The organism is Paenibacillus sp. J22P51 (assembly GCF_059692215.1).
Map to the genome: position 1 here is coordinate 247,921 of NZ_JCAUAZ010000008.1, position 22,467 is coordinate 270,387.

20 protein-coding genes, 16 tRNA genes, 1 rRNA gene and 1 riboswitch are annotated in these 22,467 nt (G+C 46.8%); of the genes, 4 read left to right on the top strand and 33 right to left on the bottom strand.

The window, feature by feature from the left end; all coding sequences use genetic code 11:
- Window positions 1-4: 4 nt before the first annotated feature.
- The 3 genes from AC58QC_RS18915 to AC58QC_RS18925 all read right to left on the bottom strand — a co-directional run bounded on the left by AC58QC_RS18915 (window position 5) and on the right by AC58QC_RS18925 (window position 2,547).
- Complete coding sequence (locus AC58QC_RS18915; RefSeq protein WP_497416664.1) at window positions 5-1,072, bottom strand: sensor histidine kinase; 1,068 nt, start codon at window positions 1,070-1,072, stop codon at window positions 5-7.
- 24 nt (window positions 1,073-1,096) lie between these two features.
- Window positions 1,097-1,759 carry a cell wall-active antibiotics response protein LiaF gene (gene liaF, locus AC58QC_RS18920; RefSeq protein ID WP_497416665.1) on the bottom strand — a complete coding sequence of 221 codons (663 nt, stop codon included), beginning with the start codon at window positions 1,757-1,759 and terminating at the stop codon, window positions 1,097-1,099.
- A 131-nt stretch (window positions 1,760-1,890) separates the two neighbouring features.
- Window positions 1,891-2,547: a PspA/IM30 family protein gene (locus AC58QC_RS18925; protein WP_497416666.1), complete on the bottom strand. Its 657-nt coding sequence runs from the start codon at window positions 2,545-2,547 to the stop codon at window positions 1,891-1,893.
- A 154-nt stretch (window positions 2,548-2,701) separates the two neighbouring features.
- A riboswitch (cyclic di-AMP (ydaO/yuaA leader) is annotated at window positions 2,702-2,853 on the top strand.
- 4 nt (window positions 2,854-2,857) lie between these two features.
- Here AC58QC_RS18925 and AC58QC_RS18930 point away from each other — a divergent pair.
- Window positions 2,858-3,649 carry a stalk domain-containing protein gene (locus AC58QC_RS18930; protein ID WP_497416667.1) on the top strand — a complete coding sequence of 264 codons (792 nt, stop codon included), beginning with the start codon at window positions 2,858-2,860 and terminating at the stop codon, window positions 3,647-3,649.
- Window positions 3,650-3,807: 158 nt separating this feature from the next.
- Window positions 3,808-3,912, top strand: coding sequence for a YjcZ family sporulation protein (locus AC58QC_RS18935; RefSeq protein ID WP_497416668.1), 105 nt, complete (start codon window positions 3,808-3,810; stop codon window positions 3,910-3,912).
- A 373-nt stretch (window positions 3,913-4,285) separates the two neighbouring features.
- On the opposite strand, the gene AC58QC_RS18940 is transcribed toward AC58QC_RS18935, so the two are convergent.
- The 6 genes from AC58QC_RS18940 to AC58QC_RS18965 form a co-directional block, all read right to left on the bottom strand.
- Window positions 4,286-5,563, bottom strand: a complete 1,278-nt coding sequence (locus tag AC58QC_RS18940; RefSeq protein ID WP_497416669.1) for a molybdopterin molybdotransferase MoeA — start codon at window positions 5,561-5,563, stop codon at window positions 4,286-4,288.
- Window positions 5,564-5,592: 29 nt separating this feature from the next.
- A complete protein-coding gene (gene moaA, locus AC58QC_RS18945; protein ID WP_497416670.1) occupies window positions 5,593-6,597 on the bottom strand; it encodes a GTP 3',8-cyclase MoaA in 1,005 nt (334 codons plus the stop codon).
- Between the two features lie 84 nt (window positions 6,598-6,681).
- Complete coding sequence (gene mobA / locus AC58QC_RS18950; RefSeq protein ID WP_497416671.1) at window positions 6,682-7,296, bottom strand: molybdenum cofactor guanylyltransferase; 615 nt, start codon at window positions 7,294-7,296, stop codon at window positions 6,682-6,684.
- Complete coding sequence (locus AC58QC_RS18955) at window positions 7,293-7,937, bottom strand: MOSC domain-containing protein (RefSeq protein ID WP_497416672.1); 645 nt, start codon at window positions 7,935-7,937, stop codon at window positions 7,293-7,295. Before AC58QC_RS18955 ends, mobA begins: the two co-directional genes overlap by 4 nt.
- Window positions 7,938-8,036: 99 nt before the next feature.
- Window positions 8,037-9,386, bottom strand: a complete 1,350-nt coding sequence (locus AC58QC_RS18960) for a molybdopterin-dependent oxidoreductase (RefSeq protein WP_497416673.1) — start codon at window positions 9,384-9,386, stop codon at window positions 8,037-8,039.
- Window positions 9,387-9,565: 179 nt separating this feature from the next.
- Entirely contained in the window at window positions 9,566-9,949 is a 384-nt protein-coding gene (locus tag AC58QC_RS18965; protein ID WP_497416674.1) for a hypothetical protein, read from the bottom strand.
- Window positions 9,950-10,130: 181 nt separating this feature from the next.
- On the opposite strand from AC58QC_RS18965, the gene AC58QC_RS18970 reads away from it, so the two are divergent.
- Complete coding sequence (locus AC58QC_RS18970) at window positions 10,131-10,928, top strand: alpha/beta fold hydrolase (protein ID WP_497416675.1); 798 nt, start codon at window positions 10,131-10,133, stop codon at window positions 10,926-10,928.
- Here the strand turns inward: AC58QC_RS18970 and AC58QC_RS18975 are convergent.
- Both AC58QC_RS18975 and AC58QC_RS18980 read right to left on the bottom strand, forming a co-directional pair.
- Window positions 10,918-12,132, bottom strand: a complete 1,215-nt coding sequence (locus AC58QC_RS18975) for an ROK family protein (protein WP_497416676.1) — start codon at window positions 12,130-12,132, stop codon at window positions 10,918-10,920. The genes AC58QC_RS18970 and AC58QC_RS18975 overlap by 11 nt on opposite strands.
- 77 nt (window positions 12,133-12,209) lie before the next feature.
- Window positions 12,210-12,920: a class I SAM-dependent methyltransferase gene (locus AC58QC_RS18980; protein ID WP_497416699.1), complete on the bottom strand. Its 711-nt coding sequence runs from the start codon at window positions 12,918-12,920 to the stop codon at window positions 12,210-12,212.
- A 250-nt stretch (window positions 12,921-13,170) separates the two neighbouring features.
- Between AC58QC_RS18980 and AC58QC_RS18985 the strand changes: the two genes are divergently transcribed.
- Entirely contained in the window at window positions 13,171-13,278 is a 108-nt protein-coding gene (locus AC58QC_RS18985; protein ID WP_497416677.1) for a YjcZ family sporulation protein, read from the top strand.
- 69 nt (window positions 13,279-13,347) lie between these two features.
- Here the strand turns inward: AC58QC_RS18985 and AC58QC_RS18990 are convergent, their stop codons facing one another.
- The 22 genes from AC58QC_RS18990 to AC58QC_RS19095 all read right to left on the bottom strand — a co-directional run.
- Window positions 13,348-14,898 (bottom strand): ABC transporter substrate-binding protein, encoded by a 1,551-nt coding sequence (locus AC58QC_RS18990; protein WP_497416678.1) that lies wholly within the window; start codon window positions 14,896-14,898, stop codon window positions 13,348-13,350.
- 74 nt (window positions 14,899-14,972) lie between these two features.
- Window positions 14,973-15,920, bottom strand: coding sequence for a carbohydrate ABC transporter permease (locus AC58QC_RS18995; RefSeq protein ID WP_497416679.1), 948 nt, complete (start codon window positions 15,918-15,920; stop codon window positions 14,973-14,975).
- 15 nt (window positions 15,921-15,935) lie between these two features.
- A complete protein-coding gene (locus tag AC58QC_RS19000) occupies window positions 15,936-16,916 on the bottom strand; it encodes an ABC transporter permease (RefSeq protein WP_497416680.1) in 981 nt (326 codons plus the stop codon).
- Between the two features lie 249 nt (window positions 16,917-17,165).
- The gene (locus tag AC58QC_RS19005; RefSeq protein ID WP_497416681.1) at window positions 17,166-18,767 is read right to left on the bottom strand and encodes a response regulator transcription factor; all 1,602 of its coding nucleotides are present in this window, start codon (window positions 18,765-18,767) and stop codon (window positions 17,166-17,168) included.
- Window positions 18,760-20,469 (bottom strand): sensor histidine kinase, encoded by a 1,710-nt coding sequence (locus AC58QC_RS19010; RefSeq protein WP_497416682.1) that lies wholly within the window; start codon window positions 20,467-20,469, stop codon window positions 18,760-18,762. The genes AC58QC_RS19005 and AC58QC_RS19010 overlap by 8 nt, the downstream gene beginning before the upstream one ends.
- Window positions 20,470-20,735: 266 nt before the next feature.
- Window positions 20,736-20,814 (bottom strand) — tRNA-Leu (locus AC58QC_RS19015).
- Between the two features lie 18 nt (window positions 20,815-20,832).
- Window positions 20,833-20,921 (bottom strand) — tRNA-Leu (locus AC58QC_RS19020).
- 11 nt (window positions 20,922-20,932) lie between these two features.
- Window positions 20,933-21,006 (bottom strand) — tRNA-Cys (locus AC58QC_RS19025).
- A 10-nt stretch (window positions 21,007-21,016) separates the two neighbouring features.
- Window positions 21,017-21,091 (bottom strand) — tRNA-Gly (locus AC58QC_RS19030).
- 8 nt (window positions 21,092-21,099) lie between these two features.
- Window positions 21,100-21,171 (bottom strand) — tRNA-Gln (locus AC58QC_RS19035).
- A gap of 22 nt (window positions 21,172-21,193) precedes the next feature.
- Window positions 21,194-21,266 (bottom strand) — tRNA-His (locus tag AC58QC_RS19040).
- A gap of 25 nt (window positions 21,267-21,291) precedes the next feature.
- Window positions 21,292-21,365, bottom strand: a tRNA-Trp gene (locus AC58QC_RS19045).
- A 13-nt stretch (window positions 21,366-21,378) separates the two neighbouring features.
- Window positions 21,379-21,460: transfer RNA gene (locus AC58QC_RS19050), tRNA-Tyr, on the bottom strand.
- Between the two features lie 9 nt (window positions 21,461-21,469).
- A tRNA-Thr gene (locus tag AC58QC_RS19055) sits at window positions 21,470-21,545 on the bottom strand.
- 16 nt (window positions 21,546-21,561) lie between these two features.
- Window positions 21,562-21,637: transfer RNA gene (locus AC58QC_RS19060), tRNA-Phe, on the bottom strand.
- 23 nt (window positions 21,638-21,660) lie between these two features.
- A tRNA-Asp gene (locus tag AC58QC_RS19065) sits at window positions 21,661-21,737 on the bottom strand.
- An 11-nt stretch (window positions 21,738-21,748) separates the two neighbouring features.
- A tRNA-Met gene (locus AC58QC_RS19070) sits at window positions 21,749-21,825 on the bottom strand.
- A gap of 56 nt (window positions 21,826-21,881) precedes the next feature.
- Window positions 21,882-21,954 (bottom strand) — tRNA-Val (locus tag AC58QC_RS19075).
- A gap of 14 nt (window positions 21,955-21,968) precedes the next feature.
- A tRNA-Glu gene (locus AC58QC_RS19080) sits at window positions 21,969-22,043 on the bottom strand.
- A 15-nt stretch (window positions 22,044-22,058) separates the two neighbouring features.
- Window positions 22,059-22,150 (bottom strand) — tRNA-Ser (locus AC58QC_RS19085).
- A gap of 3 nt (window positions 22,151-22,153) precedes the next feature.
- A tRNA-Asn gene (locus AC58QC_RS19090) sits at window positions 22,154-22,229 on the bottom strand.
- An 81-nt stretch (window positions 22,230-22,310) separates the two neighbouring features.
- Window positions 22,311-22,467 (bottom strand): 23S ribosomal RNA (locus AC58QC_RS19095); the annotation flags it as partial.

Sequence of the window (22,467 nt, forward strand, 5' to 3'; positions counted from 1 at the left end):
AGTCCTAATTCTCGATCAATTGAGGATCGTTTGCTAGTAGCGGTACTCGAATCTCGATACGTGTTCCTCGGTCAGGTGCTGTAATAATATCGACAGAGCCGCCGATTTCGTTCACGCGTTCCTTCATAGACACAATGCCATAGGAAGTCAGCTTTTTCGCATCAAGCTCGAAGCCAACACCGTCATCGCGGATCACTAAACGAATGCCATCCGAACGATGCAGCAGCTTCACTTCCAGCTTATTCGCCTTAGAGTGACGCAGCGCATTCGAAAGCGCTTCTTGCACGATTCGGAATAAGTGATCTTCAATCCCTTTGTTCAAGCGGATTTCCTCATCCATATCCCAACTGATCGCCATAGGAACCTTGGCTGCTAACTCTTTCAATAGCTCAACAAGCCCCTCGGACAATCGTTTTCCTTCCAAATGGATCGGCCTCAGATGCAGCAATAAAGCTCTCATTTCGGATTGCGCGACGGAAGCCATTTCTTCAATAAGATGAATTTGCCGTTTCGCTTTCTCGAAATCCTTATCCAGCGTCCGACCTACGGCTGTTGCTGTCATGGAGATCGCGAACAATTGCTGGCTAACCGCATCATGCAGCTCGCGTGCCAACCGCTGGCGCTCTTCAATGACCGCTGACAGCTTGGCTTTCTCTGTAAGCTCAGCGTTACTATTAGACAATCGTTGGAGAGAGGTCACCTGCTCTTCCCATCGCTTCATAATACGGCTGAGTTGTTCACCTAAACGCCCTATCTCATCATCGTCTCCGTTTTGGAAGCCTTCACGGGCAAATGTTCCTTTTTCTAATAAAATCATCGTCTCCATCATCGGCTCAAGTCTGCGAGTTACCTTAGAGCTGTTCCAGTAACCGAACACCGCGCCAATCACACCCAGAATCAATAAAGCCATGAACGAGAATTTGACACCCTGCTGCCAGCTGGCAAAGGGCTCGATCAAATGTCTTGAATTCAAGTAATATAGCATAGCACCGAAAACAGCGAAGCTAAATAGGATAGATTCCCCCATGCTGCGCCATATCATATTCGTTAAACGTCTTTTGTAGCCGTCCACTTGGTGATGTACCCCCTCCAGCCGTTACAATACTTTAACCTTGATATCTCCTACGATGAAAGAGAGAACGAGTTTCACCCGATGGTCGCAATGTTGATAATTCTCCGATTGCCATACCACTTTGTTCATCACACCTGCTTCACGTTGTTCGGCTACATGAAGCTGCCCGAACATCACGGAAGCTGTAACGGAAACACCGATATCATCGGGTACCTTTATATCAATATCTCCTACAACACCCTGTAGGATGACTGTTGTTTCCTTTTGTTCTAAAATCGCCAGCGAGAGATCAATATACGTTTCTCCCACCAAGTACCATGTCGAAGTATTCCGTAGAATCCAAGGCTCTCGGCCGAGACGTATGCTATCTACGATCTTTTGCTTTTGTGTGTAAGTCTCATCTTTATGAACCTGCTTGGATCGAATAAAAAAGAAACCTAATGAAATCAACACAACCGAAATAGCGATTGTGAGATGATCACCAAATAAAATGACGGCACCGATCCCCATCAGCACATAACCCTTGCGTTCTTTACGTGAACGAACACGATGAATGCCCAGCAATATAAGGATTACGGCCATTATGGGAAAAAAACCTACGGTATGATCCAGAAGCAAAAAAACACCGGCTCCAATCAGCACAAGCGCTGTATTCCGGCTGCGGTTATTTTTCGTATCTTCTCCCATCGATGCACCTCCTCTTGCTGCCATTTCTCTTTCGTTCATACGATTCCTAGCATACCATAAGAATGGACGACCTCCAAGATGCAAATCCTTATCCCGCAAGGCTTTGCTTCCGTGGAGGTCACGATCCATGGCTATTTTCTGCCGCGCGGGTCTCGCTCATCGCGCGAGCGCTGCTCTTGCTGCCACTCATGCTGCAGCTTGCTGCGCAGCGAACGCAGCTCATGCTGAAGGTTGCCACCGGCCTCCTTCAGCGTCTCCTTCGACAGGCGGCCCGCCACGCGGAGCCCCTGCAGCGCTTCCCGGCCGAGCTCGCGGCCGGTGACCTCCAGCTCGCGCCATGTGTCGCGAGCCTCTTTGCCGTGCAGCCCGCCACGCGGCTGCCCATCCTCGGCTGCGTGCCCGGCACGCAGCTCGCGCAGTTCCTCTGCGAGCGCCAGGCACAAGTCCTGGCTGCTCGCGTACTGCGCGCGGTAGTGCTCGCCAGCGGCTTCCTCGCGCAGCTTCTCTTGCAGCGCGAGCCGCGCGAGGTCCTCTTCGCCGGCGCGCATCGCCAGCTCGGCCTGCTCGCCGCGCAGCTTCGCCATCTCTTCCGCTCGCGCGATGTGACTGCGCAGCGCAATCGTTGCCTGAAGCGCTTCTTCATAGCGCTCCTCAAGCTTGGCAATGGTGCCATCATCATAGACGCCTGGCGTCGTTTTTCCAATGGTCTCCTGCCAGACGGTTTCAGCCATTTTGCCAATTCGATCAAATATATTAGTAGGATCAATTTCCCGATTCTTATTGTTCATGTCTATCGCCCCTCACCCTTCATCATACTCCTATCGTAGCTCAATTTCAGAAAGTCTAAAACCGACTATCGACTGTTTTTGAACCTAGACCTAAGTCTAGTATATTTGTGTTCACCCATAATTTGGTCGTTGTTCGAGCCTGCGTGCGATGATAAAATATTTGAAGCCGAGTCTGGTGCATAAATAAGGCACTGGTACGGGGGACGAAATACTTGGGGTGAATATTTGCTTCGGCTTGGAGCAGACTAGGGAGAACCTTCTTCCCGAACCCGTCAACTAACCTCGAAGGCTCATGAAGGAGGATTACCAATTGAATAAGCTTACCAAAGGGTTAACTAGCCTTGCCATTTCACTATCTGTATTGGCAGGAGGCTTTCTTTCCCCATTTTCGGCTCAAGCAGCTGAAATGGAAGTGAAAGTGCAAGTCAATGATGACCTGATTCATTTCCCAGATGCACAGCCATTTCTGGATGGCAACCACACAACCCAAGTTCCACTTCGGTTCGTAACCGAGAAGCTTGGTTATACCGTGAACTGGCAAAAAGAAGGAAATCAAATTAAGGTAACATTAAATAACAACAAACATACGATTACCTTGGTATCCGGAGAAAAAGAAGCCAGCATCGATAATACCCCCGTGGTCTTAGAGGGAGCTTCCCAGTTTCAAAATGGGCGAGTTTATGTGCCGCTACGTTTTCTTTCCACCGCTGCAGGGGTTCCTGTACAGTGGGATGCTAGCAGCAATTTAGCCATTTTAAACAAAGATGGCGGACATCATGCACCAGACTATGAAATTTTCGAGTCCACAGCTTATTCGGCAGATCCTTCTGAAAATGGTGGTTATGGAGCCTTTGATTACATGGGCAACCCACTTGCGATCGGCACAGTTGCTGTTGATCCATCCGTAATTCCACTTGGCACGAAACTTTATATTGAAGGTTATTCTTTTGGTGGGCTTCCTACAGGCGGTATGTACGTGTATGCGACAGATACCGGCGGGGCCATTAAAGGAAAGCGAATGGATATCTTTGTTCCAGGTTCAAGGAAATCCTTACAAAGCTTTGGCATTCAGAAAATTAAAGTGTATCAAATTCCCAATTAGTAATTGAAGAAAGCTGCCTTGAGAATTCACTCAAGTGCAGCTTTTTTCGTAGGTGAATGTTCCGATGAAAAGAGGGCATTCGTCCAATCAACATATATCCCGCCTTCATATGATGTATAGTGTTTTACCCATATCAATTGAAAACCGGAGGGGATACTATGTCAGCTGTAGGTAGTTGTGGAACGCCAGGATACGGAAATTCTGTAGGCGTTATTCTTGTTCTTTATGTGCTGTTGGTCATTATTCTTGCAACTTTCTATTAGGACCATGTCCCGCTAAACTTTCTACATTGAAAATAGACCCGCCTACTGAAGCACTCATTTAGAGCTTCAGCAGGCGGGTTTCTTTTTATTTAAAATTGATACCACTTGTTCGTTGTGTCAGGATCTGCTTAAGATGACCTCCAAGATAAGTACCCGCTTCCATGGGGGGGATGCGCGCTCCCCCTTCCAGTTCACATTCACCACTGCTGAGTTAAACGAGTTTCCGAGCCTATCTCCCTCAATGGCCGATTTATAACTAGTTGCAAAAAAAGACGCTACAGCTGACCCTCCTGACAGACGGTTACTTGTTAGCGCCAAATATTTGATGATATAGCGTATATCATTTTATTTATAAAAGTATAAGTTCACTACGTTATCTCGTTGTATAGACCTTCACAATATGGCCACGCTGAAAGCCTTGCCCACCTGCTGGCAGCCAAATCAAGCAATCTGCATCCTTGATCGACACCATAATACTCGACTTATCAATGCCAGCTGGTCTCACCCATAAGGTACCTGCTTCGATGCGTGTTGTCCCCCTTATATAGCGAGGATAGGCGGACGGTTTATCATAAGGAACATCTAAAAAGGCTGTAAACTCTTCCGCCACAGGACGCTGGCTCCCCAGCATCGCGTTAATAATGGGCTTAGCAAATAGCTCGAAGCCAACGAACGATGCCCCGGGATTACCGGACAGCGCCATTAACAGCTTTCCCTTCCATAGCGCAGCACTCGTCGGCGTGCCTGGCCGCATGGCTACTTTGTTAAACAACAGCTTCCCGTCGAATCGACCGAATAGATCGACAAGGACATCGTAATCGCCAACAGAGACACCGCCTGAAGTCAGAATGAGGTCGACATTAGGCAATACGGCCTCAAGTAAGGCTTCCACCTGCTGAGGATCATCAGAGAGTGCCGGCATGATCAAGGCCGATCCCCCAATTGCTTCCACTTGTACCGCCAGCATGTAGCTGTTGCTATTGCGTATTTTCCCAGGCTGCAGCTCCTGTTCGACATGTAGAAGCTCTGACCCCGTTGAGAAAATAGCCACTCTTGGCTTCCGGTACACCTCAACCTCTGAGAAACCGAAGGTCGCCAAGATCGCGGCTTCTCCTGGACCAATTCGGGTTCCACGGGCGATGACGAGTTCCCCTCGGGCAACTTCACCTGCAATTGGCGTAATATTACTTGCCGCTTGCACATTTTTCTTAATTTTCACCTTGGGATCAATGGAAGACAGTAACTCCTCCTGCAAGGAATCCGTCATCTCCAGCATTACAACAGTATCAGCACCATCTGGAACAGGCGCCCCCGTCATGATACGTGCAGCGGTCCCTGCCTGAATCGTCTGCTGGGGCATGGTACCGCTTGGAATCCGCTCGATCACATGTAAGATAACCGGTGCATCCGGTGATGCCTCTGCGATATCCAGTGAACGAACAGCATACCCATCTACACCCGATCTGCGGAAATGTGGTACAGCATGATCCGCATAAATATCCTTCGCCAACCTTCTGCCGAAGGACGTCGGCAGCGAAACGGACTCCGTCTCCGTGGGTTTAACGTGCTCGTAAAGTGCGGCTCGCGCCTCTTCGACCGAGATCACATTACGGCCAAACCTAAGCTTCATTTCGCTGTTCGCCTGCTTCACTTGCTTCCAATGCCCCCCATGCCCTCTAGCTAGCCGCCGATTTGCGACATTCTGCGATTAGTTGGTGTATGCGACTGCTCTTCATTCATCAAAGCCTGAGCCATCTCGTGGTTTTGCGGTTTAATATCCAGCGCTCGGAAGAACAAGTCTTCCACCGCAGCAACATCGCCAATATATTTTCGGACATTAAATTCATCCGACCAATACAAGCAAGGCTTGATATTCCCATCTGCCGTCAGTCGCAGGCGATTGCAGGTTTCACAGAAGTGATCGCTAATCGGATGAATAAGACCGAAGGAACCTAATGCCCCCTCAATGCGATAATTCTGTGCAGGGCCATTGCCATAAACCGCGTCGGAAGCTTTAGCTTCCCAACCCATTTCCTTGCAGCGATCGAGGACTGTCGTAAGCGATAGGTAACGGCTTTTCCAATCCTCATCTTGATGACCGATTGGCATATATTCAATAAATCGAACTTGAATCGGGCGATCAATCGTCATTTGTAAGAAATCAGCGATTTCATCATCATTAATGCCTTTCATCAGCACCACATTCAGCTTAATCGGCGTAATACCAACACGATAAGCTTCTTCAATCGAGGCTAAAACACGGCGAATATCCCCGCCACGCGTGATCATCGAGAACCGATCTGCTTTCAACGAATCCAAACTAATATTTACACGAGTTAACCCTGCTGCCCGAAGCTTCTCAGCCCGCGATGCAAAGTAAATCCCATTCGTAGTCAATGCTATATCTTCAATACCGGGAATCTGTGATAGCATGCCGATCAGCTGCTCCAGGTTTTTACGAACCAGAGGCTCTCCGCCGGTTAATCGCAATTTGCGAACACCAAGACCAGCTAATATACGGACGATCTCTGTTATTTCATCAAAAGTTAACAGCTTCTCATCCGGCTCAAATTCCATTCCTTCTTCCGGCATACAATATACACAACGCAAATTACAACGATCGGTCACTGAGATGCGCAGGTAATCATGCATCCGTCCAAAACGATCCATTAGCAGTTTTGGCATAGAAGTTCACCTTCTCTCTCTGTCCATTATGGCATATTTCCTGACAAAATCCTAGATTTTAAAGCATTTCATCTGAAATTCAATTCACAATGGTAGATTTACTAACATGTCTTCATATTCTTCTGGTGTATTAATATTCGTAGCAAAATTCGTTCGGAGCCCACGTTGCACGAACTCATCCGTCCCTACAGCACGCCAATCCAAATGATCAAGCAACCCCATCAATCGATAGCTTTGTTGTTGAAGCAGGAGTTCAGCCTCAGGCCCTACCTCTCTGGCATAAATCCCATGGAGGGGATGCAGGCGGCCCTCAATTTCCGGGATGACCGCATCCACATTCGACTCTCGGCATACCTCTTCCATGACTCTAGCTGCATCTGCAGAGATGAAAGGCATGTCGCAGCCGACTATCCATAAATGAGTCCCAAGAGCAACGCTGGAGGCGGCATGAATACCGCTCAAAGGGCCCTTTTGGAGATAGTGGTCGCTCACACACTGCACGCTAATCCCCTCTACCTCAGCAAGTAATGGCTGCAAAGCCTCACTTGCATTTGTTACCACGATAATTTGCTCGCACGCGCGCGACATTTCTTTCAGTTGTCTTAGCAGAATAGCTTCCCCCTGCACAGGTAAGAGCGCCTTGTGTCTCCCCCCCATACGGCGATTCAAGCCTCCTGCAAGAATGACTCCTGTTATCATGCTTCGAGCTCCATTAAGCGTTTCCTGAATGATTGCTTCCAGCTTGCAGAAAGTGCATCGACAGCAAGAACTCTTTTAACCCCTTCAATATTGAACTTATCGTGATATTTCATCTGATTGGCGAACGCAACCGTCACACCCGCTTCATCTCTAGTCATGCGTCTCAACTCGGAACCAGGTGCGATAATACCTTCCTGCAGCACGCGAAAATAATACCCCGTATACCCAGTCTCCTGAACGTATAGAGTTGCTTCTGGCCAATCCATGCGCTTTGCTAACTTATGACAAGGCTGTCTGGGCTGTGAGACCTGAACGATAACCTCATCAATGGCAAACGTATCACCGATACAAAGCTCATGCTCCTGCAAACCGCGAATCGTGAGATTTTCACCAAAGGTGGCGGCATCCAACTTGTGTCCTCGCTGATTTTCCCAGTAGGCATAGTGCTCCTCTGGATATACACAGATCGCTTTATCAACACCGCCATGTACCGTCAGATCAGCCTGCCCATCCCCGTCTATTTGCACCTTCGATACAAACAAAGAGGAGCTGACCGGCGTCTTATAAATCCCCGTGGTCAGCTCTTTGCCTTGATATATGATTGTTTTGGGTAATCCCACATTGATCGATGTAATTTGCATGGCAAATGTCCCTCATTTCCGAACAGGATTCTTTGCCCTAACTATATCAAATTCCTTGCAAAAAGTCAGTGTCCGCATTCATCCATCTATGACCTAAGGTTACGTGTTCGATTTACCGACCCAAGCATCGTTATCATACCCTCGCACTTCCCAATACCCCATATGCTCCTTCTCGATCAACTCAATGCCTTGCAGCCATTTCACTGATTTATAAGCATACATCTGAGGTACAATCAGTCGCACAGGTCCACCTAATTGCTGTGGAATCGGCTTACCATCCATTAAGACAGCGACCATAATATCGTCCCCATTGGCCTGACTCAAAGAAAGGGCATCGGTATACACTTTATCACCCGAATAAAATTTCACAAATTTAGCGGATGCTTGAACACCCGCCGCCGCTAACAGCTGTTTCAGCGGAATGCCCTCCCACGTACATTGGTATACAGACCATCCCGTCACGCAGTGGAAATCACTAACCTGAACAGTACGCTTCAGCTTCAGGAACTGCTCCCAGTTCCACGCATTGGGGTTATCCACGAGACCGGAAATCGCGAATCTCCAGGTGTCTGATGAAAAAGCCGGAATTTCCGTCACCGTGTAGATACGGAAATTCCCTTTTGCCCCTCCGCCTACGACAGCGGCGGAGTCGGGCAATGGCTCTGGCGGCGGCAGCATGCGATTGCCGTCGTTCGCCACATACTCGGCGGTCGACGATCCGCCGGTATCGAACGCGCCTTTTATCCAGCGATAAAAGGCTGGGCCGATCGCGATCACGAGCACCAATCCTGCGACTAGTCGCAGGAACGAGGCGCGTGTGATCGGCGATTCCTTCAGCGCGGCGATAACCGCCTGCGCTGCTGTGCGCCTTCCAGTGGCGTCATCTGTCGCCACTGGAGCTGTATCCGCCGCTGCTGCGCTCGCGGCGGCATCTGTGACCGCCTGCGCGGATGCTGGCGGTCTGCCTGCGGCAGCGGCTTGCTCGAGCCGCTGCTGGCGCTTCAGCCATCTGCTGCGCGAGATGGCGTGGTACACGGCATACGGCACTCCGACCCAGGTGAGCAGGTCATGCACGAGGAGTGCCGCGTTGTTCAAAGCCGGTGGCATGTGCCGGAACTGCCACAGGATCACGCCTGATACAGCCCAGCCGATCAGGAGCGCGAGAACAAATGCCAAATTCGCGCGTTGGTTGCGCCGCGCGCGAATTTGGCGCCAATGCTTGCGGATCATTGGCGCATACACAATCATGAGTACAACTGAGGCGACGCCCAAATAAATGTGGAGCTGCTTCAACGTCACACGAAATGCTCCAAGATCCCCTCTGATCGCACCAATACTGAGCACAATCCCTGTCACCGTCAGCAGCACCAAAAGCCAAGCATTCCAGCTATGTATGGCGTTTAACCGCTTTCCAAACGACTGCTTCAGCCAACCTCGTTTTGACTCCACCCTCGCCACATCCTTCTTAAGATACGTTCAACCTTGTCATACACTAATCATAACGTAAGAACCTTAAAATAGGTTTAACAATGAATAAATTTATCCCTCCACCGATTATCCAGACAAAAAGAAAAAGGTCAAATCACGTCGGTAACGGATTTCACCTTCAATTCCATGCATATATGAAATTAGCCGCCAATACGAATCTTCCGGTATGTATCGATAAACGACAGGACATCGACCCGTTTCCCCCTCTTTTTAGCTACGCGAGCCATTTTCACAAGGGTAGTCCAGAACTCATCTAGAACAGGAGACTCAAATCCATTTTCTTTCGGTTCTTGTGTTAATTTATGTTTGTTTTTGTAGGAAGTGCCTTCGTCCGAAATCAGGTATTGAATTTGACTTTTTTTCCATTGCTCCCCAGATACATAGCTGACACCCATTTCACGCATTTTTTTACGAACAGAAGTGACAGGACGCGATAGTTCTCTAGCAATGACTACTGGCGGACATTCCGAGGAAAGGCGAATTAGTTTGTCCAGCTCTTGGGTGGACCATGGTTTTTTCGTCATATCAAAAATCTCCATTTCGTAAATATGAATGTTTCGTTTTGCCTATTCTTGGTGTAGTACAAAAGGTATAATCAGAGAATAGCAATGAAATGTTAAGTAAGTATGAGTTAACCATAATGAAAGTATGAAGACATAACTTTTTCGCTATATTTTTCAAAAACAGGTCCTTGGAGGGTGAAAAATGATGAAAAAACACATTAACGGAACCGAATTATTCGTTCAAGATCAAGGTCAAGGAGCCCCTGTTATCCTGCTTCATGGTTTTCCGCTAGATCATCGCATGTGGCAATCTCAAGTTGAAACCCTATCAGCCAACTATCGTATACTTACACCTGATTTTCGAGGTATGGGGCAATCTGATTTACCACTCACGCCGATGTCCCTCAATCAATATGCACAAGATATTCTCGGTCTCATGGATGAATTAGGGATACAAAAAGCCACCATCGGAGGCTTCTCCATGGGTGGCTATGTGGCTTTCGCTCTATTGCGTCTAGCGCCTGAACGCTTTTCAGCATTAATCCTAGCTAATACTCGTCCCGAGCCAGATGGGCAAGAAGGACGTAAAAATCGCATGAACATGGCTGTCTCTCTATATGACAAGGGAGCCGCGGCAGCCCGGGATGCCATGCTGCCTAAGCTTGTAACGCCAGCCACCCAACAAGATCAGCCTCAGCTTTTAGATAACTTGAAGTTGATCATGGACAGCATGCCAGCCGAAGGTCTTGTCCATGCCAGCATCGCGATGGCGTTCCGCGAGGACTCCGTACCTTTGCTCAACTCCATCACTATACCAACTCTCGTTATTGCTGGTGAGCAGGATGCGATAGCACCACCGGATGTTATGAAGTCAATGGCTGATCACATTCAAGGCGCTAGCTTTCACGTAATCCCTGATGCTTCTCATCTTACCCCGATGGAGAAACCCGAAGCCTTCAATGCGCTGCTTCTAGAATTTCTACAAGGTGTTACGGCTTAACGAGCTGATCCATGACCATGACGGCTGCACCGATGGCAAGTGCTTCATCGCCTAGCTGGCCTTTGCTGAAAATAACCTGATAGGCGGGGTAATAATACGTTTTGCGGATAGCAACCTGTGTTGCTGTCTGGAAGAACAGCTCCCCGCCTGTAATCAAGGGCCCCCCGATGATCACTTTCTCAGGGTGCAAAATATTCAATAAATTCGCAAGGCCGATCCCGAAATAGGTCGCAGCCTCCGTCACGATCTCCACGGCCAGGAGATCATTTTTTTTGAGCGCCTCCATAATATGCTGGTAAGTAACCTGCTCTGGATCCTCGACCATATGTATGAGTACAGAGGATCTCCCCTGCTTTAAGGCTGATTTCGCCGCCTTTTCTATCGCATAGAGAGAAGCGTAAGATTCCAATGCACCGTAATTGCCAGATCGGTCTCGATGGGGAACGCCATCGGTTTGAATTATCATTTGACCCACAGAGCCTTCCATATCAACGGCCCCATAGATGACCTTGCCTTCAGAGACCATGGAAGATCGCAAACCGACTCCTGCATGAATATACAGCAAGTGCTTGAAGCTCCGTGTTCGTTGATGCCAGGATTCTGCCAGAACGGCGGTGTTCGCTCCATTGTCCAGCAATGTAGGAATACCTAACTCCCGACTCAGCCATTGACAGATCTCCACATGCCTCCACCCATGTGCAGGGAAGTAGGATGGCTCCAGAATAACGCCTGACAACCGGTCTACAGGTCCTACTGCGCCGATTCCCATCCCCAACAATTCTGACGTTTGAATACCATGCTGCACAAGCATGCGCTTGGCTTCGGCAACAATAAGCGGAATCAGCACTTCGGGGGTCATGACCTCAGTCATTGACCAGCTCTTGGTTTCCAGCTTATTCATCCCTAGATCGACAAGAACCAACTTGGACAACGTTCTGGAAATTTCAACGCCAAATATATAAGCATAGGCCGGATTCTTCTCATACAAAATCGGCCTACGCCCGCCCGTAGATGCACCAAAGCCGGATTCCAAGATGAGTCCCTGGCTCGTTAACTCCTCTAACAGTCGCGTCAACGTCGAAACTGTCATGCCGCTTTGGTCTAATAAATCTATTTTCGAAACCGTCGTTTGACGCGCAATCAGCTCGTAAACTTCCTTGGCTTTACGGTTCGAAATTCGTTCTGATATCACTTCTACGTTCAAAAGAAGCAGCCCCCAATGATAATCTTTCTCATATGATTCGCCATTAAGGAACCAATATCCTGCTTATTTTCCTTTCCTTACTCTTTGGAGCCAATCATGAGGGTATAGCCCATATACGGATGATATTTGTTAACAAGCTCATCATATCGTGCTGTAATCTGCCATACACGCGGATCCATGAACGATTGTCGATCAGATAAATGAACAGGATCTGGATGCTGAACCTGATCTTCGAACATCGTGAGCGGGAAGGGATGTATACCTGTCGAGGTGACGGAGCTGAACTTGTTGCTCTCAAAGAGTTCTTGCCATTCCTCCAGCTTATAGATCTTGCTCACGCCATAGAAGCTGCAAAGGGCTCGATGGATGCCCGCTGTCATCTCTTTTACTTTAATTACTTCTCGGTCATACAGCTTACCTCCCGGCTTTAGTACCCGATAGTACTCAGATACGGCTTTCTGAGCATCTGCGAAGTTTGTGACCGACTCCACCATCACTACATCAAAAGTATGAGCTTCAAAAGGCAGCTGACATACATCTCCGATCAAGAAATTTACTTGAACTCCCTGCTTCTCCCCTCGAATTTTGGCTTTGTTGATCATCTCTGAACGTATATCAACGGCCGTGACATCACAACCCTGCTCTGCCAAATAACAGGCCGTTCTTCCTGTTCCGCAGCCAACCTCCAGCACCTTTTTCCCTTTTTCGATCGGATATTTATTCAATTGCTCGATGGTCTCTCCAAATCCCCCGGGATGTGCGTTTCCTATCCCGAGCTTCGCTAACATATCCAAGTAATCGATAGCCCTTACACCTCCGCAATGGCATTACTTTCTTTTTCTACCATATGGAAGGCTCCTGCCACTTGTTCAACTTCTCTCCGCTTTTTTCTAAAAACAGGCTTCTGCCTAAAAGTGGATATCGTCCCGATAGATTTAGGCTAAACACCCAAGCAAATCAAAACATCTCTCCATAGGATAGTATTGTCTCTCATTCGCTTCCGCGGAAGAGCATTCCTAGAGATGGGGGGTGACATATATGGGTGTTGCTGTAGGTGCTGGTGCAGGTTATGGTGGATCGTCTGCTGCTGTTGTTCTTGTTCTTTTCGTTTTGCTCGTTATCGTGACAATGACTTTTGTTTGGTAATTAGCCATACATGTCTGAAAAATAAGGAGCCAAGGCTCATTGAGCCTGGCCCCTTTTACATAGAACAATTTATTTCTTCGAGGCTGCTAAGAACGCATCCAATTGCTTTTGCTTTTCAGCGATAATTTTATCAATCCCTGCTGCTTTCATTTTATCTTGATATTTCGGCAAGGAAGCATCCATATCCACAGAACCTGTATCCATAGCTGCATCGAATTCTTTACCTACGTTGACTGCAGCAGCTACTTGTGTTTTGACAGGCTCTGAGTCGAAAGTAAAGCCAAGACCAGGGGATTTTTTACCTGTTTTGTTAAACTCTTTGAATTTATCCCATTTTTGCGGATCTTCATTATCATACAGATAGTTCAAGAATTGGTTACCGAACTGCCATGCAGCACCGGGTGCATAGTTTTTACCAGCATCTGTTGCTTTGATGATGTTCTCAGACACTTTCGTGTAGTGAGTACCTTCGATACCGAAATTAATCAAATTGTTCAATTGTTTATCCGTATGCAAGAGGTTAATCACCATCATCGTACGAGCTGGATCCTTGGACGTTACGGAAATACCCAGCATAGAACCCGCCGTGTCGCCAGTGGAGATTGTACGTGGTGTCAGCTCGATTTGGCCAAGCTTGCCTACCAAGTTAGTTGCATTCGCTAACTCACTATCTTTACCAGGCTTCAAAGAAGAAGTAATCATGAAAACATTTCCGGATTTCAAAGCATCTTGACCAGACAGTTGCGTTGTTGCCGCATCTTTATTGATATAACCTTTTTGCATAAAATCACGTGTTAATTTCAAAATTTCTTTGTATCGCGGTTGATCCCATTTCGGAATAACCTTCGTATCCGTGCCATCTTTCATAATAACACCTGGGATTGTACTATCACCCAGATAGTCATATTGAGCCAAATAGTGCGCATTCAAGTTATCCCCATCGCGAAGAAAGAATGCTGTCATTTCTGGTTTTTTCTCTTTGACTGTTTTGAGGACATTTCCTAGATCTGCCATCGTTTTAACAGCAGCCATATCGATTCCTAACTCTTTCGCGATATCAGAACGATATACGATTCCACCTGAAGCTGCGAGTTCCTTGTTCGTTGGAACACCATAGTTTTTGCCATTGATTTTAGCGCCTTGCAAGAACGCCGGATCCAAGGAATCCGTAATCCCTTTACCATATTGCCCCAATAGGTCATTAAGTGGCATTAGCGCACCTTTACCTACGTTAACTGCATGACCATTCCATTGAGCTGTGAACAAGATATCGAACTCTTCACGGGATGCGATCATTAAGTTCGTTTTGTTATCCCATTGACCCCAGTCGATTGGCATCAATTTGATCGTTGCATTGATTTTTTCTTTCAAAACCTTATTCATAGCCTCTTCTACTTTGGCTTGATCCGGTTGTGGCGTACCAGGGTACACCAGCTTCACTTCATAAGGTTTCAAATCAGATGTTGCGGCTTTCGTCGCAGCAGGCGCAGTACTTGATGCAGGTGCCGGTGTAGCGCTTGAAGTAGTTTCTGTATTACTCTTCGAACAGCCCGCCAAGGTGAGTGATAAAGAAAACGTTAGTGTAAGAAGTGCAAGAGTGCTTTTTTTCAAAGCTTTCATTGATGGATTGCCTCCCTTTATCTCAATTGTTCCTATATGCTAAACCAGTCTACACTGGTACAAGCCGTGTTTAACTAACCTTTAATTGCACCAACCGTCAAGCCTTTCTTAAAATACTTCTGGAAGAATGGATACGCGAATACGATCGGGCCTATTCCGAGTACAGCCATCGCCATACGCACTGTTTCCGTTGGCAGCTGGAGCATTCCTCCTGCTTGGGCTAGACCTTGACTTGCCTGCACATTCGAGGTCAGGAACTGAATATCCAGCATCGTTTTGTACATCATGAACTGCAGATTGATGTTCTTACTTCCTGAGATGAACACCAGACTGAGGAACCAGTCATTCCAATAGTTTAACACCTGAAACAATCCAACCGAAGCCAGTACTGGCAAGGATAGTGGAATAATGATCTGGCTGAAAATCCGAACCTCCCCGGCGCCATCAATCTTCGCTGCTTCTATTAAAGGCATCGGGATCGAATTGGCGAAGAATGTCCGAAGCAGCAGTACAAAGAAGGCGGATACAAGTAAAGGCAGCATGAGCGCTGCAATCGTATTTTTCAAGTCCAGCATCTGCGTATAGACGAGATACCAAGGAACGAGTCCCCCATTGAACAGCATGGTGAAAAACATGAAGAAAGAGAAGAAGCTTTTATGTGGAAAATCACTTCGCGAGATGGGATACGCATATAGCGACATCATCACTAAACTAATCGCCGTTCCCACCGTTGCTAAGAAGACTGAGATCCCGAAGGAACGTAAAATTTGATGCCAATCCTTAAACATGAACTTATAGGCTTCCAGGCTCCAAGCTTCAGGGATGAAATTGTAACCATGAATCAGAACGCCCTTTTCATCTGAGAAGGAAACAATAATAACTAATACAAGAGGCATGATACATGCTGCGGTATATATCCAGAAGAAAACGTTAACCAACAAATTCGCTGTAGGTGATAATTCGTTCGGTCCTCGTTTCTTGGCTATCCGTTGTTGTTTACGTACAGCAATTGCTTCACTCACGACAGCCACTCCTTCTTAAAATAGTGCATTCTCTTTGCTCACTTTTCTTACGAATAAATTCGTAACTAGGACAAGCAGGAAGCCTACTACGGCTTGATACAAGCCTGCTGCCGACGACATTCCGATATCCCCCATTGTTAGGAACGTTTGATACACATAGGTATCAATAACTTGCGTGGTAGGAAATAAAGCGCCTGCATTTTTGGTTACTTGGAAGAATAACCCGAAGTCCGCATAGAAAATTCGACCTACTTGAAGCAGTGTCATCGTAATCATGACGGGCATGATGAGTGGAATCGTAATCCGTTTCACTTGCTCCCATTTGTTCGCGCCATCAATTAATGCTGCTTCGTAATACTCGTTATCAATCCCAATAATGGCGGCCATATAAATAACCGTATAATAACCAAGGTTTTTCCAAGTGTTGACGATTGGCAGGATAACCGTCCAATATTTCGGCTCCGTATACCAGTCAATCGGCTGAATACCTAGTTTGGGCAAAAGAACCGTATTCACGAAGCCATGTTCTGCTCCCAAGAAGGCATATACAAGATAAGCCACACACACCATGGAGAGAAAGAACGGCAGAAACATCGTGCTTTGATGAAACTTCGATAGGAATTTGCTGCGCATCTCATTAAACATGATGGCCATTGCAACCGCTATCACTAAATTCAGTACGATAAACACGAGATTGTAGGAGATCGTATTTCGGGTAATGACCCACGCGACCTCGCTGGAGAATAAATACTTGAAGTTATCGAAGCCCACCCACGGACTTCCCAGAATCCCTTTTGTGTAATTCACATTCTTAAAAGCAATCAGAACACCAGCCATTGGAATGTAGTTGTTAATGATAAGCAGCAATGCTGCTGGTGCCATCATCACATAGAAGATCCAATACCTGCGAACGGTCCATAGAAACCCTGTTTTTACTCTAGTTTTTTTATTTAACTTAACCGGGTTCACTGCTGCAACATTAGATGTGTCACTCATAAGTTCACTGTGTTCCCCTCTCCGATGGATCCACTTAAAAGTCATCCTTTTTACTATAGGTTCATTCTAAAGTTTTTATAAGCAAATCTCTATCTTCGGAGTGACCGAATCAGCACTTCTGTGACATTCGAGAATGGGTTTCCTCTAATCCATAAGTCGCCAATGAGCTGCAGGCGCTAAACGCCAAAAGCTGCCCGATCCACGGGCAGCTTTTATTAATTGCACATCACTCTGCTTCCCTCAATCCCATCAGCCCTGAAAGTTTTTCCGATACTCCTGCGGGGGAAGTCCCGTATACTTCTTAAACATTTTTGCAAAAAAGGAAAAATGCGAATAGCCTGTTTGCTCCGCCACATAGCTGATCTTATCGTTTGTTTCTGCTAACAGCTTCTTCGCTTTCTCCATACGAACCTTCAAACTATACTCCGAGATGGAAAGCCCCGTTTCTTTCTTAAATAAACGTGATAAATACGCCGGATTGAGATACACAGATGCCGCTAGTTCCTCTCTGCTGAGCTCCTCCTGCATGTGCTCGTCAATGTATTGGCATACCTTCGCCGTAACTGCTGAGACACCCTTCAGATGGCTATTCATATAGTCACAGCTAACAGTAGCAATACGTATCGCCCAATTCCTCAACTGATTTAACGAACGTGTCGCACTAACATAATCCTGCACCTCTTGAGGTGGCAGCATATCATGGACGGCTAATCCCTTCTTATGCAAAACATGATACACCACATGCAGCAGTCCATAGTAGAAGGCCTCTACGGTTTCCGAGCCGATGTCAGCCTTCTGCAGACCATCTATATTCTCCTGAATGCGGGCTACCAGTTCCGCTTTCTTCCCAGCCTCAAGCAGCACGATCCAATCTGCAAAGGTTGGCGCTTGCGGCTTGCTCATTTGAGGCTGATCCGTCTCATTGTCCATAAGGACGCAATTGCTTTTCGTCACATTATTCCGTTCACTTTGAAAAAGATCTGCTACCTTCCCCGTCAACTTGAGCAAAGGCGTCACATCGCCCATGTAGCAGGACAAGCTGCACTGGAAATAGCGATGACAAGCACTTATATAAGCCTCACATTTCGCTTTTATTTCAGAGAGAGAGGGTTTGCTTCCTTCTGCCACATATAGCAGTACTAAAGTTGAGCCATTCTCTTGAATTACACAGCCGGGTTGTTCCACAATAAAGATTTCAGCAGCCGCTTTCCGAATCGCATACTCCATGATCTCTTCATCTCTTGCGTTCAATTCTTCCTTCCAGTGCTCCACACTTATCAAGATGGGTAAAATTGTGCTCGTCATATCCAATGGGATTTCGTACATCTGAAAATTGCGAGTTAACCGTTCCTCATTTGCAGGTATTTTCCCGCTCAGCAGCTCCTGCCAGAACTTTTCCACCAACGTCGGCAGCTCATTTACCCAGTGACTGTAGTACATCTTATAGGTTTCATGAAAATCTAACTGCTCCTGATCCTCTTTAATCTTCGCAATGGCGAGCTTCACGATGTCTTGCAAACGATCATGATCCACCGGCTTTAACACATAGTCAAAGCTGCCTAAACGAACAGCCTGCTGAGCATATTCGAAGTTCGCATGACCCGTCAGGAAAATCGTTTCCGTTTGGGGGGAATTCATACGTACCCACTCCTGTAGCTGCAAGCCATTGCTACCCGGCATTTCGATATCCGAAATCATGATGTCGATTCGATTCTCTGATAGAATCTGCTTCGCTTCATTCACATCCAGCGCTTCAAAAATTTGACCAATCGGAAACGCTTCCCAATCAATCCCCACTGTTATTCCTTTTACCGCGATCTTCTCGTCATCTACGACCAATAAGTTAAACATCCGTATCCGTCCCTTCCACAATGGGGGTATGAAGCGGCAGCCTGATTTGAACCAAGGCCCCTCTCTCCGGCTTATTCCGAAATCTCAGTGCTACTTTGTTCCCATAATTCATTTGCAACCGATGCCGTACATTCCATATCCCCAGATGCTCATCACCCGACTGGTCCAAATACTCCGCTGAATTCAATTGCTGCAGCATTTCCGTTTGAAAACCCTCCCCATTATCGCCAATGGAAAGAAGAAAGAACTCCTCAGGTGCTTCTGGATCTGGAGCAGCGCTTACTTGAATTTCATAGGTGCCATACTGCTTCGTAAACCCATGGATCACCGCATTCTCTACAAATGGCTGTACAATCAGTGGAGGTATCGCAAATTGGCTGTATCTCTCAGGCAGCCCAATATCGAACTTCAAATGATCCGGATACCTCATCACTTGAATCTCCAAGTAATTGCGAATATGATCGATTTCATCCTTCAGCGTCATTGTCGTTCTATTGGTTCGCATAATAAACCGAAAATAATCTGCCAGATGTAAGGACATCTTCTGAACTGATTTCGTATCCTTCAGCGCTGCAAGATTATAAATAATATTTAAGCTGTTCATATAGAAGTGAGGATTAATTTGCACCTGCAAATGCTTAAATTCCGCTTGCTGGACTCTAATCTTCTCCTCATACACCGATATTTTCAAATTCTCAATCTGATCCACCATCTTATTAAAAGTAGCAATCAGAAAGACAAATTCCGTCGAGCTCGCCTCATGCAGACGAATCGACAATTCCCCTTGGGCAATCTTCCTCATACCACGGATTAATTGCATCAATGGTTTGAAAAGGATCCGCTGGACATACAACAAATAAATCCCCAGCACAAAGGCTCCGCCTAATGGCAAAAAATAAATTAACATCTGCAAGTAAGGCAAATTCTGCAGCATATTTTTCTCCGCAATGATGAGCTCGAACTCTAAATCTGCGTGCGAAGAAGCTTCTCGGACAATCAAAAACTGCTGATCGAGTTCCTTGTCTTTGACAATTTGAAAGCCAGAGTTTTTGGGAGCAATCTGATCACTAATGTTCTGATACCTTTGTAAAGGGAAGTAGGCAGTTGTTAGCGTAATCCCTTCTGGAGATACCACGATAGTTCCTCCACCTTCTCCAGTGTCCCATTTGCTAAGCGGCTCAACCATACTGCTCATTTTAATGAGAATTCCACCAGACAGCCCCGCGCCTAAATCCTTATTAATTTTCATCAAATAGTGATCGCCATTCGTTCCCTTCATAATGAGCCAGTTCCCATTCGAGCTATCATTTGGACGTGTCTTCGAGTTCTCAATGATGAATTGTTTCACAGTCTGGACACGATCGTAGTAATACGTATTCTCTCTCGTCGATACTAACAGATCACCCGTCGTATTCGAAAATACAAAAAAGGTATTAACCAAATTGTATATATCCAATTGTCGTGTAAGCTTATTGAATAAGCGCTGCTTCGCTAGGACATAATCATCCGATTCCAAAGGATACAAGTTCATATTAATCACATCAGGATCACTATAGAGATGAAACAAATAATTATCGAATTCTTTGAGCGTATTATCTGTGTCCTCCACATATTGCTGTAGAAGCTTATTATAGTTTTGAGAAATTTGATCCCTCACCACATTCATGGAGTATACATTATTAAATATCAAAAATAAGACCAAGGGACCAACCACCAACACAAACCCAATAAAAATCTTAAACCTTACCGAATTCACTATATTCAAAGCGTTCCCCGCCTCATTTATCATTTTGGGTATGAACCACCATTGTAAGTATTCCCATCCTATTTTACTATCTGTAAAACACATATACATAGCATTTTAGATACAATGTTTGCTGCGATCCAAGATAAAATGCCCATCCTGCAAAAGTGAACAGAAAAAAAGCCCATGAAATCAAATGATTTCATAGGCTTTCTTGTTCGTTATACCGGCAAGAGGACTCGAACCTCCACCCTTTCGGACTCGATTTTGAGTCGAGCGCGTCTGCCATTCCGCCATGCCGGCATAAACTTGTAAAGACAATGGTGCCGAAGACCAGACTTGAACTGGTACGGTAGTCACCTACCGCAGGATTTTAAGTCCTGTGCGTCTGCCGATTCCGCCACTCCGGCTAATCAATTTGTGGAGGCGCCACCCAGATTCGAACTGGGGGTAAAGCTTTTGCAGAGCTCTGCCTTACCACTTGGCTATGGCGCCTTAGTAATAATGGAGCGGAAGACGGGGATCGAACCCGCGACCCTCGCCTTGGCAAGGCGATGCTCTACCGCTGAGCCACTTCCGCATATAAAACTGGGGATCAAGGATTTGAACCTTGGCATGACGGAGTCAAAGTCCGTTGCCTTACCGCTTGGCTAATCCCCATTATGTTGCTTTGGTAATAATGGGCGGACGACGGGACTTGAACCCGCGAATGCCGGATCCACAAACCGGTGCGTTAACCCCTTCGCCACGACCGCCACAATATTAGGTTTCTTGCATTTTTGGCAGGGGCAGCAGGAATTGAACCCACACCAAAGGTTTTGGAGACCTTTGTTCTACCCTTAAACTATGCCCCTACAGAAAGGAAAATGGAGGCTGATGGATTCGAACCACCGAACTCGAAGAGAGCAGATTTACAGTCTGCCGTGTTTAGCCACTTCACTAAGCCTCCACAAAGCAATGGTGCCGTCGAGAGGACTTGAACCCCCAACCTACTGATTACAAGTCAGTTGCTCTACCAGTTGAGCTACAACGGCTTATTAAGTTTAAAAATGGTGGCTTTGGACGGAATCGAACCGCCGACACGAGGATTTTCAGTCCTCTGCTCTACCGACTGAGCTACAAAGCCTAATTACTAGTGACCAAGAAAAATGGCGGAGCTGACGGGATTCGAACCCGCGGTCTCCTGCGTGACAGGCAGGCATGTTAGGCCACTACACCACAGCTCCACATATTCATTTGGTTGCGGGGGCAGGATTTGAACCTGCGGCCTTCGGGTTATGAGCCCGACGAGCTACCGGGCTGCTCCACCCCGCGTCATTAAGTATAAGTCACGTTTCCTATTAAAGCAAGTCTTTCATAAGGAAAAATGATGGAGGCTGACGGGATCGAACCGCCGACCCTCTGCTTGTAAGGCAGATGCTCTCCCAGCTGAGCTAAGCCTCCATGGGATTAAAAAATGGTGACCCGTAGGGGACTCGAACCCCTGTTACCTCCGTGAAAGGGAGGTGTCTTAACCACTTGACCAACGGGCCTTACTAGAAAGATTATGGCGGAGAGAGAGGGATTCGAACCCTCGAGACGCTTGTGACGCCTACACGATTTCCAATCGTGCTCCTTCGGCCAGCTCGGACACCTCTCCATATGGCTCCCCGAACAGGACTCGAACCTGTGACAACTCGATTAACAGTCGAGTGCTCTACCAACTGAGCTATCAGGGAATAGAAACGATGAATCTTTCAAGGATTTATTCCTTGAAAACTAGATACGAAACTTCACGTAAAGTATTATACTTAGGAATTTTGGTTAAGCCCTCGACCGATTAGTATTCGTCAGCTGCATACGTTACCGCACTTCCACCTCGAACCTATCAACCTCGTCGTCTACAAGGGGTCTTACATACTGGGAAATCTCATCTTGAGGGGGGCTTCGCGCTTAGATGCTTTCAGCGCTTATCCC

Excerpts from the sequence above, each read along its gene's own strand:
- AC58QC_RS18935 (WP_497416668.1), top strand. The coding sequence starts at position 3,808 with ATGTCAGCTGTAGGTAGTTGTGGAACGCCAGGATACGGAAATTCTGTA.
- AC58QC_RS18955 (WP_497416672.1), bottom strand. The coding sequence starts at position 7,937 with ATGCAAATTACATCGATCAATGTGGGATTACCCAAAACAATCATATAT.
- mobA (WP_497416671.1), bottom strand. The coding sequence starts at position 7,296 with ATGATAACAGGAGTCATTCTTGCAGGAGGCTTGAATCGCCGTATGGGG.
- moaA (WP_497416670.1), bottom strand. The coding sequence starts at position 6,597 with ATGCCAAAACTGCTAATGGATCGTTTTGGACGGATGCATGATTACCTG.
- AC58QC_RS18980 (WP_497416699.1), bottom strand. The coding sequence starts at position 12,920 with ATGTTAGCGAAGCTCGGGATAGGAAACGCACATCCCGGGGGATTTGGA.
- AC58QC_RS18970 (WP_497416675.1), top strand. The coding sequence starts at position 10,131 with ATGATGAAAAAACACATTAACGGAACCGAATTATTCGTTCAAGATCAA.
- AC58QC_RS18990 (WP_497416678.1), bottom strand. The coding sequence starts at position 14,898 with ATGAAAGCTTTGAAAAAAAGCACTCTTGCACTTCTTACACTAACGTTT.
- AC58QC_RS19005 (WP_497416681.1), bottom strand. The coding sequence starts at position 18,767 with ATGTTTAACTTATTGGTCGTAGATGACGAGAAGATCGCGGTAAAAGGA.
- liaF (WP_497416665.1), bottom strand. The coding sequence starts at position 1,759 with ATGGGAGAAGATACGAAAAATAACCGCAGCCGGAATACAGCGCTTGTG.
- AC58QC_RS19000 (WP_497416680.1), bottom strand. The coding sequence starts at position 16,916 with ATGAGTGACACATCTAATGTTGCAGCAGTGAACCCGGTTAAGTTAAAT.
- AC58QC_RS18925 (WP_497416666.1), bottom strand. The coding sequence starts at position 2,547 with ATGAACAATAAGAATCGGGAAATTGATCCTACTAATATATTTGATCGA.
- AC58QC_RS18985 (WP_497416677.1), top strand. The coding sequence starts at position 13,171 with ATGGGTGTTGCTGTAGGTGCTGGTGCAGGTTATGGTGGATCGTCTGCT.
- AC58QC_RS18965 (WP_497416674.1), bottom strand. The coding sequence starts at position 9,949 with ATGACGAAAAAACCATGGTCCACCCAAGAGCTGGACAAACTAATTCGC.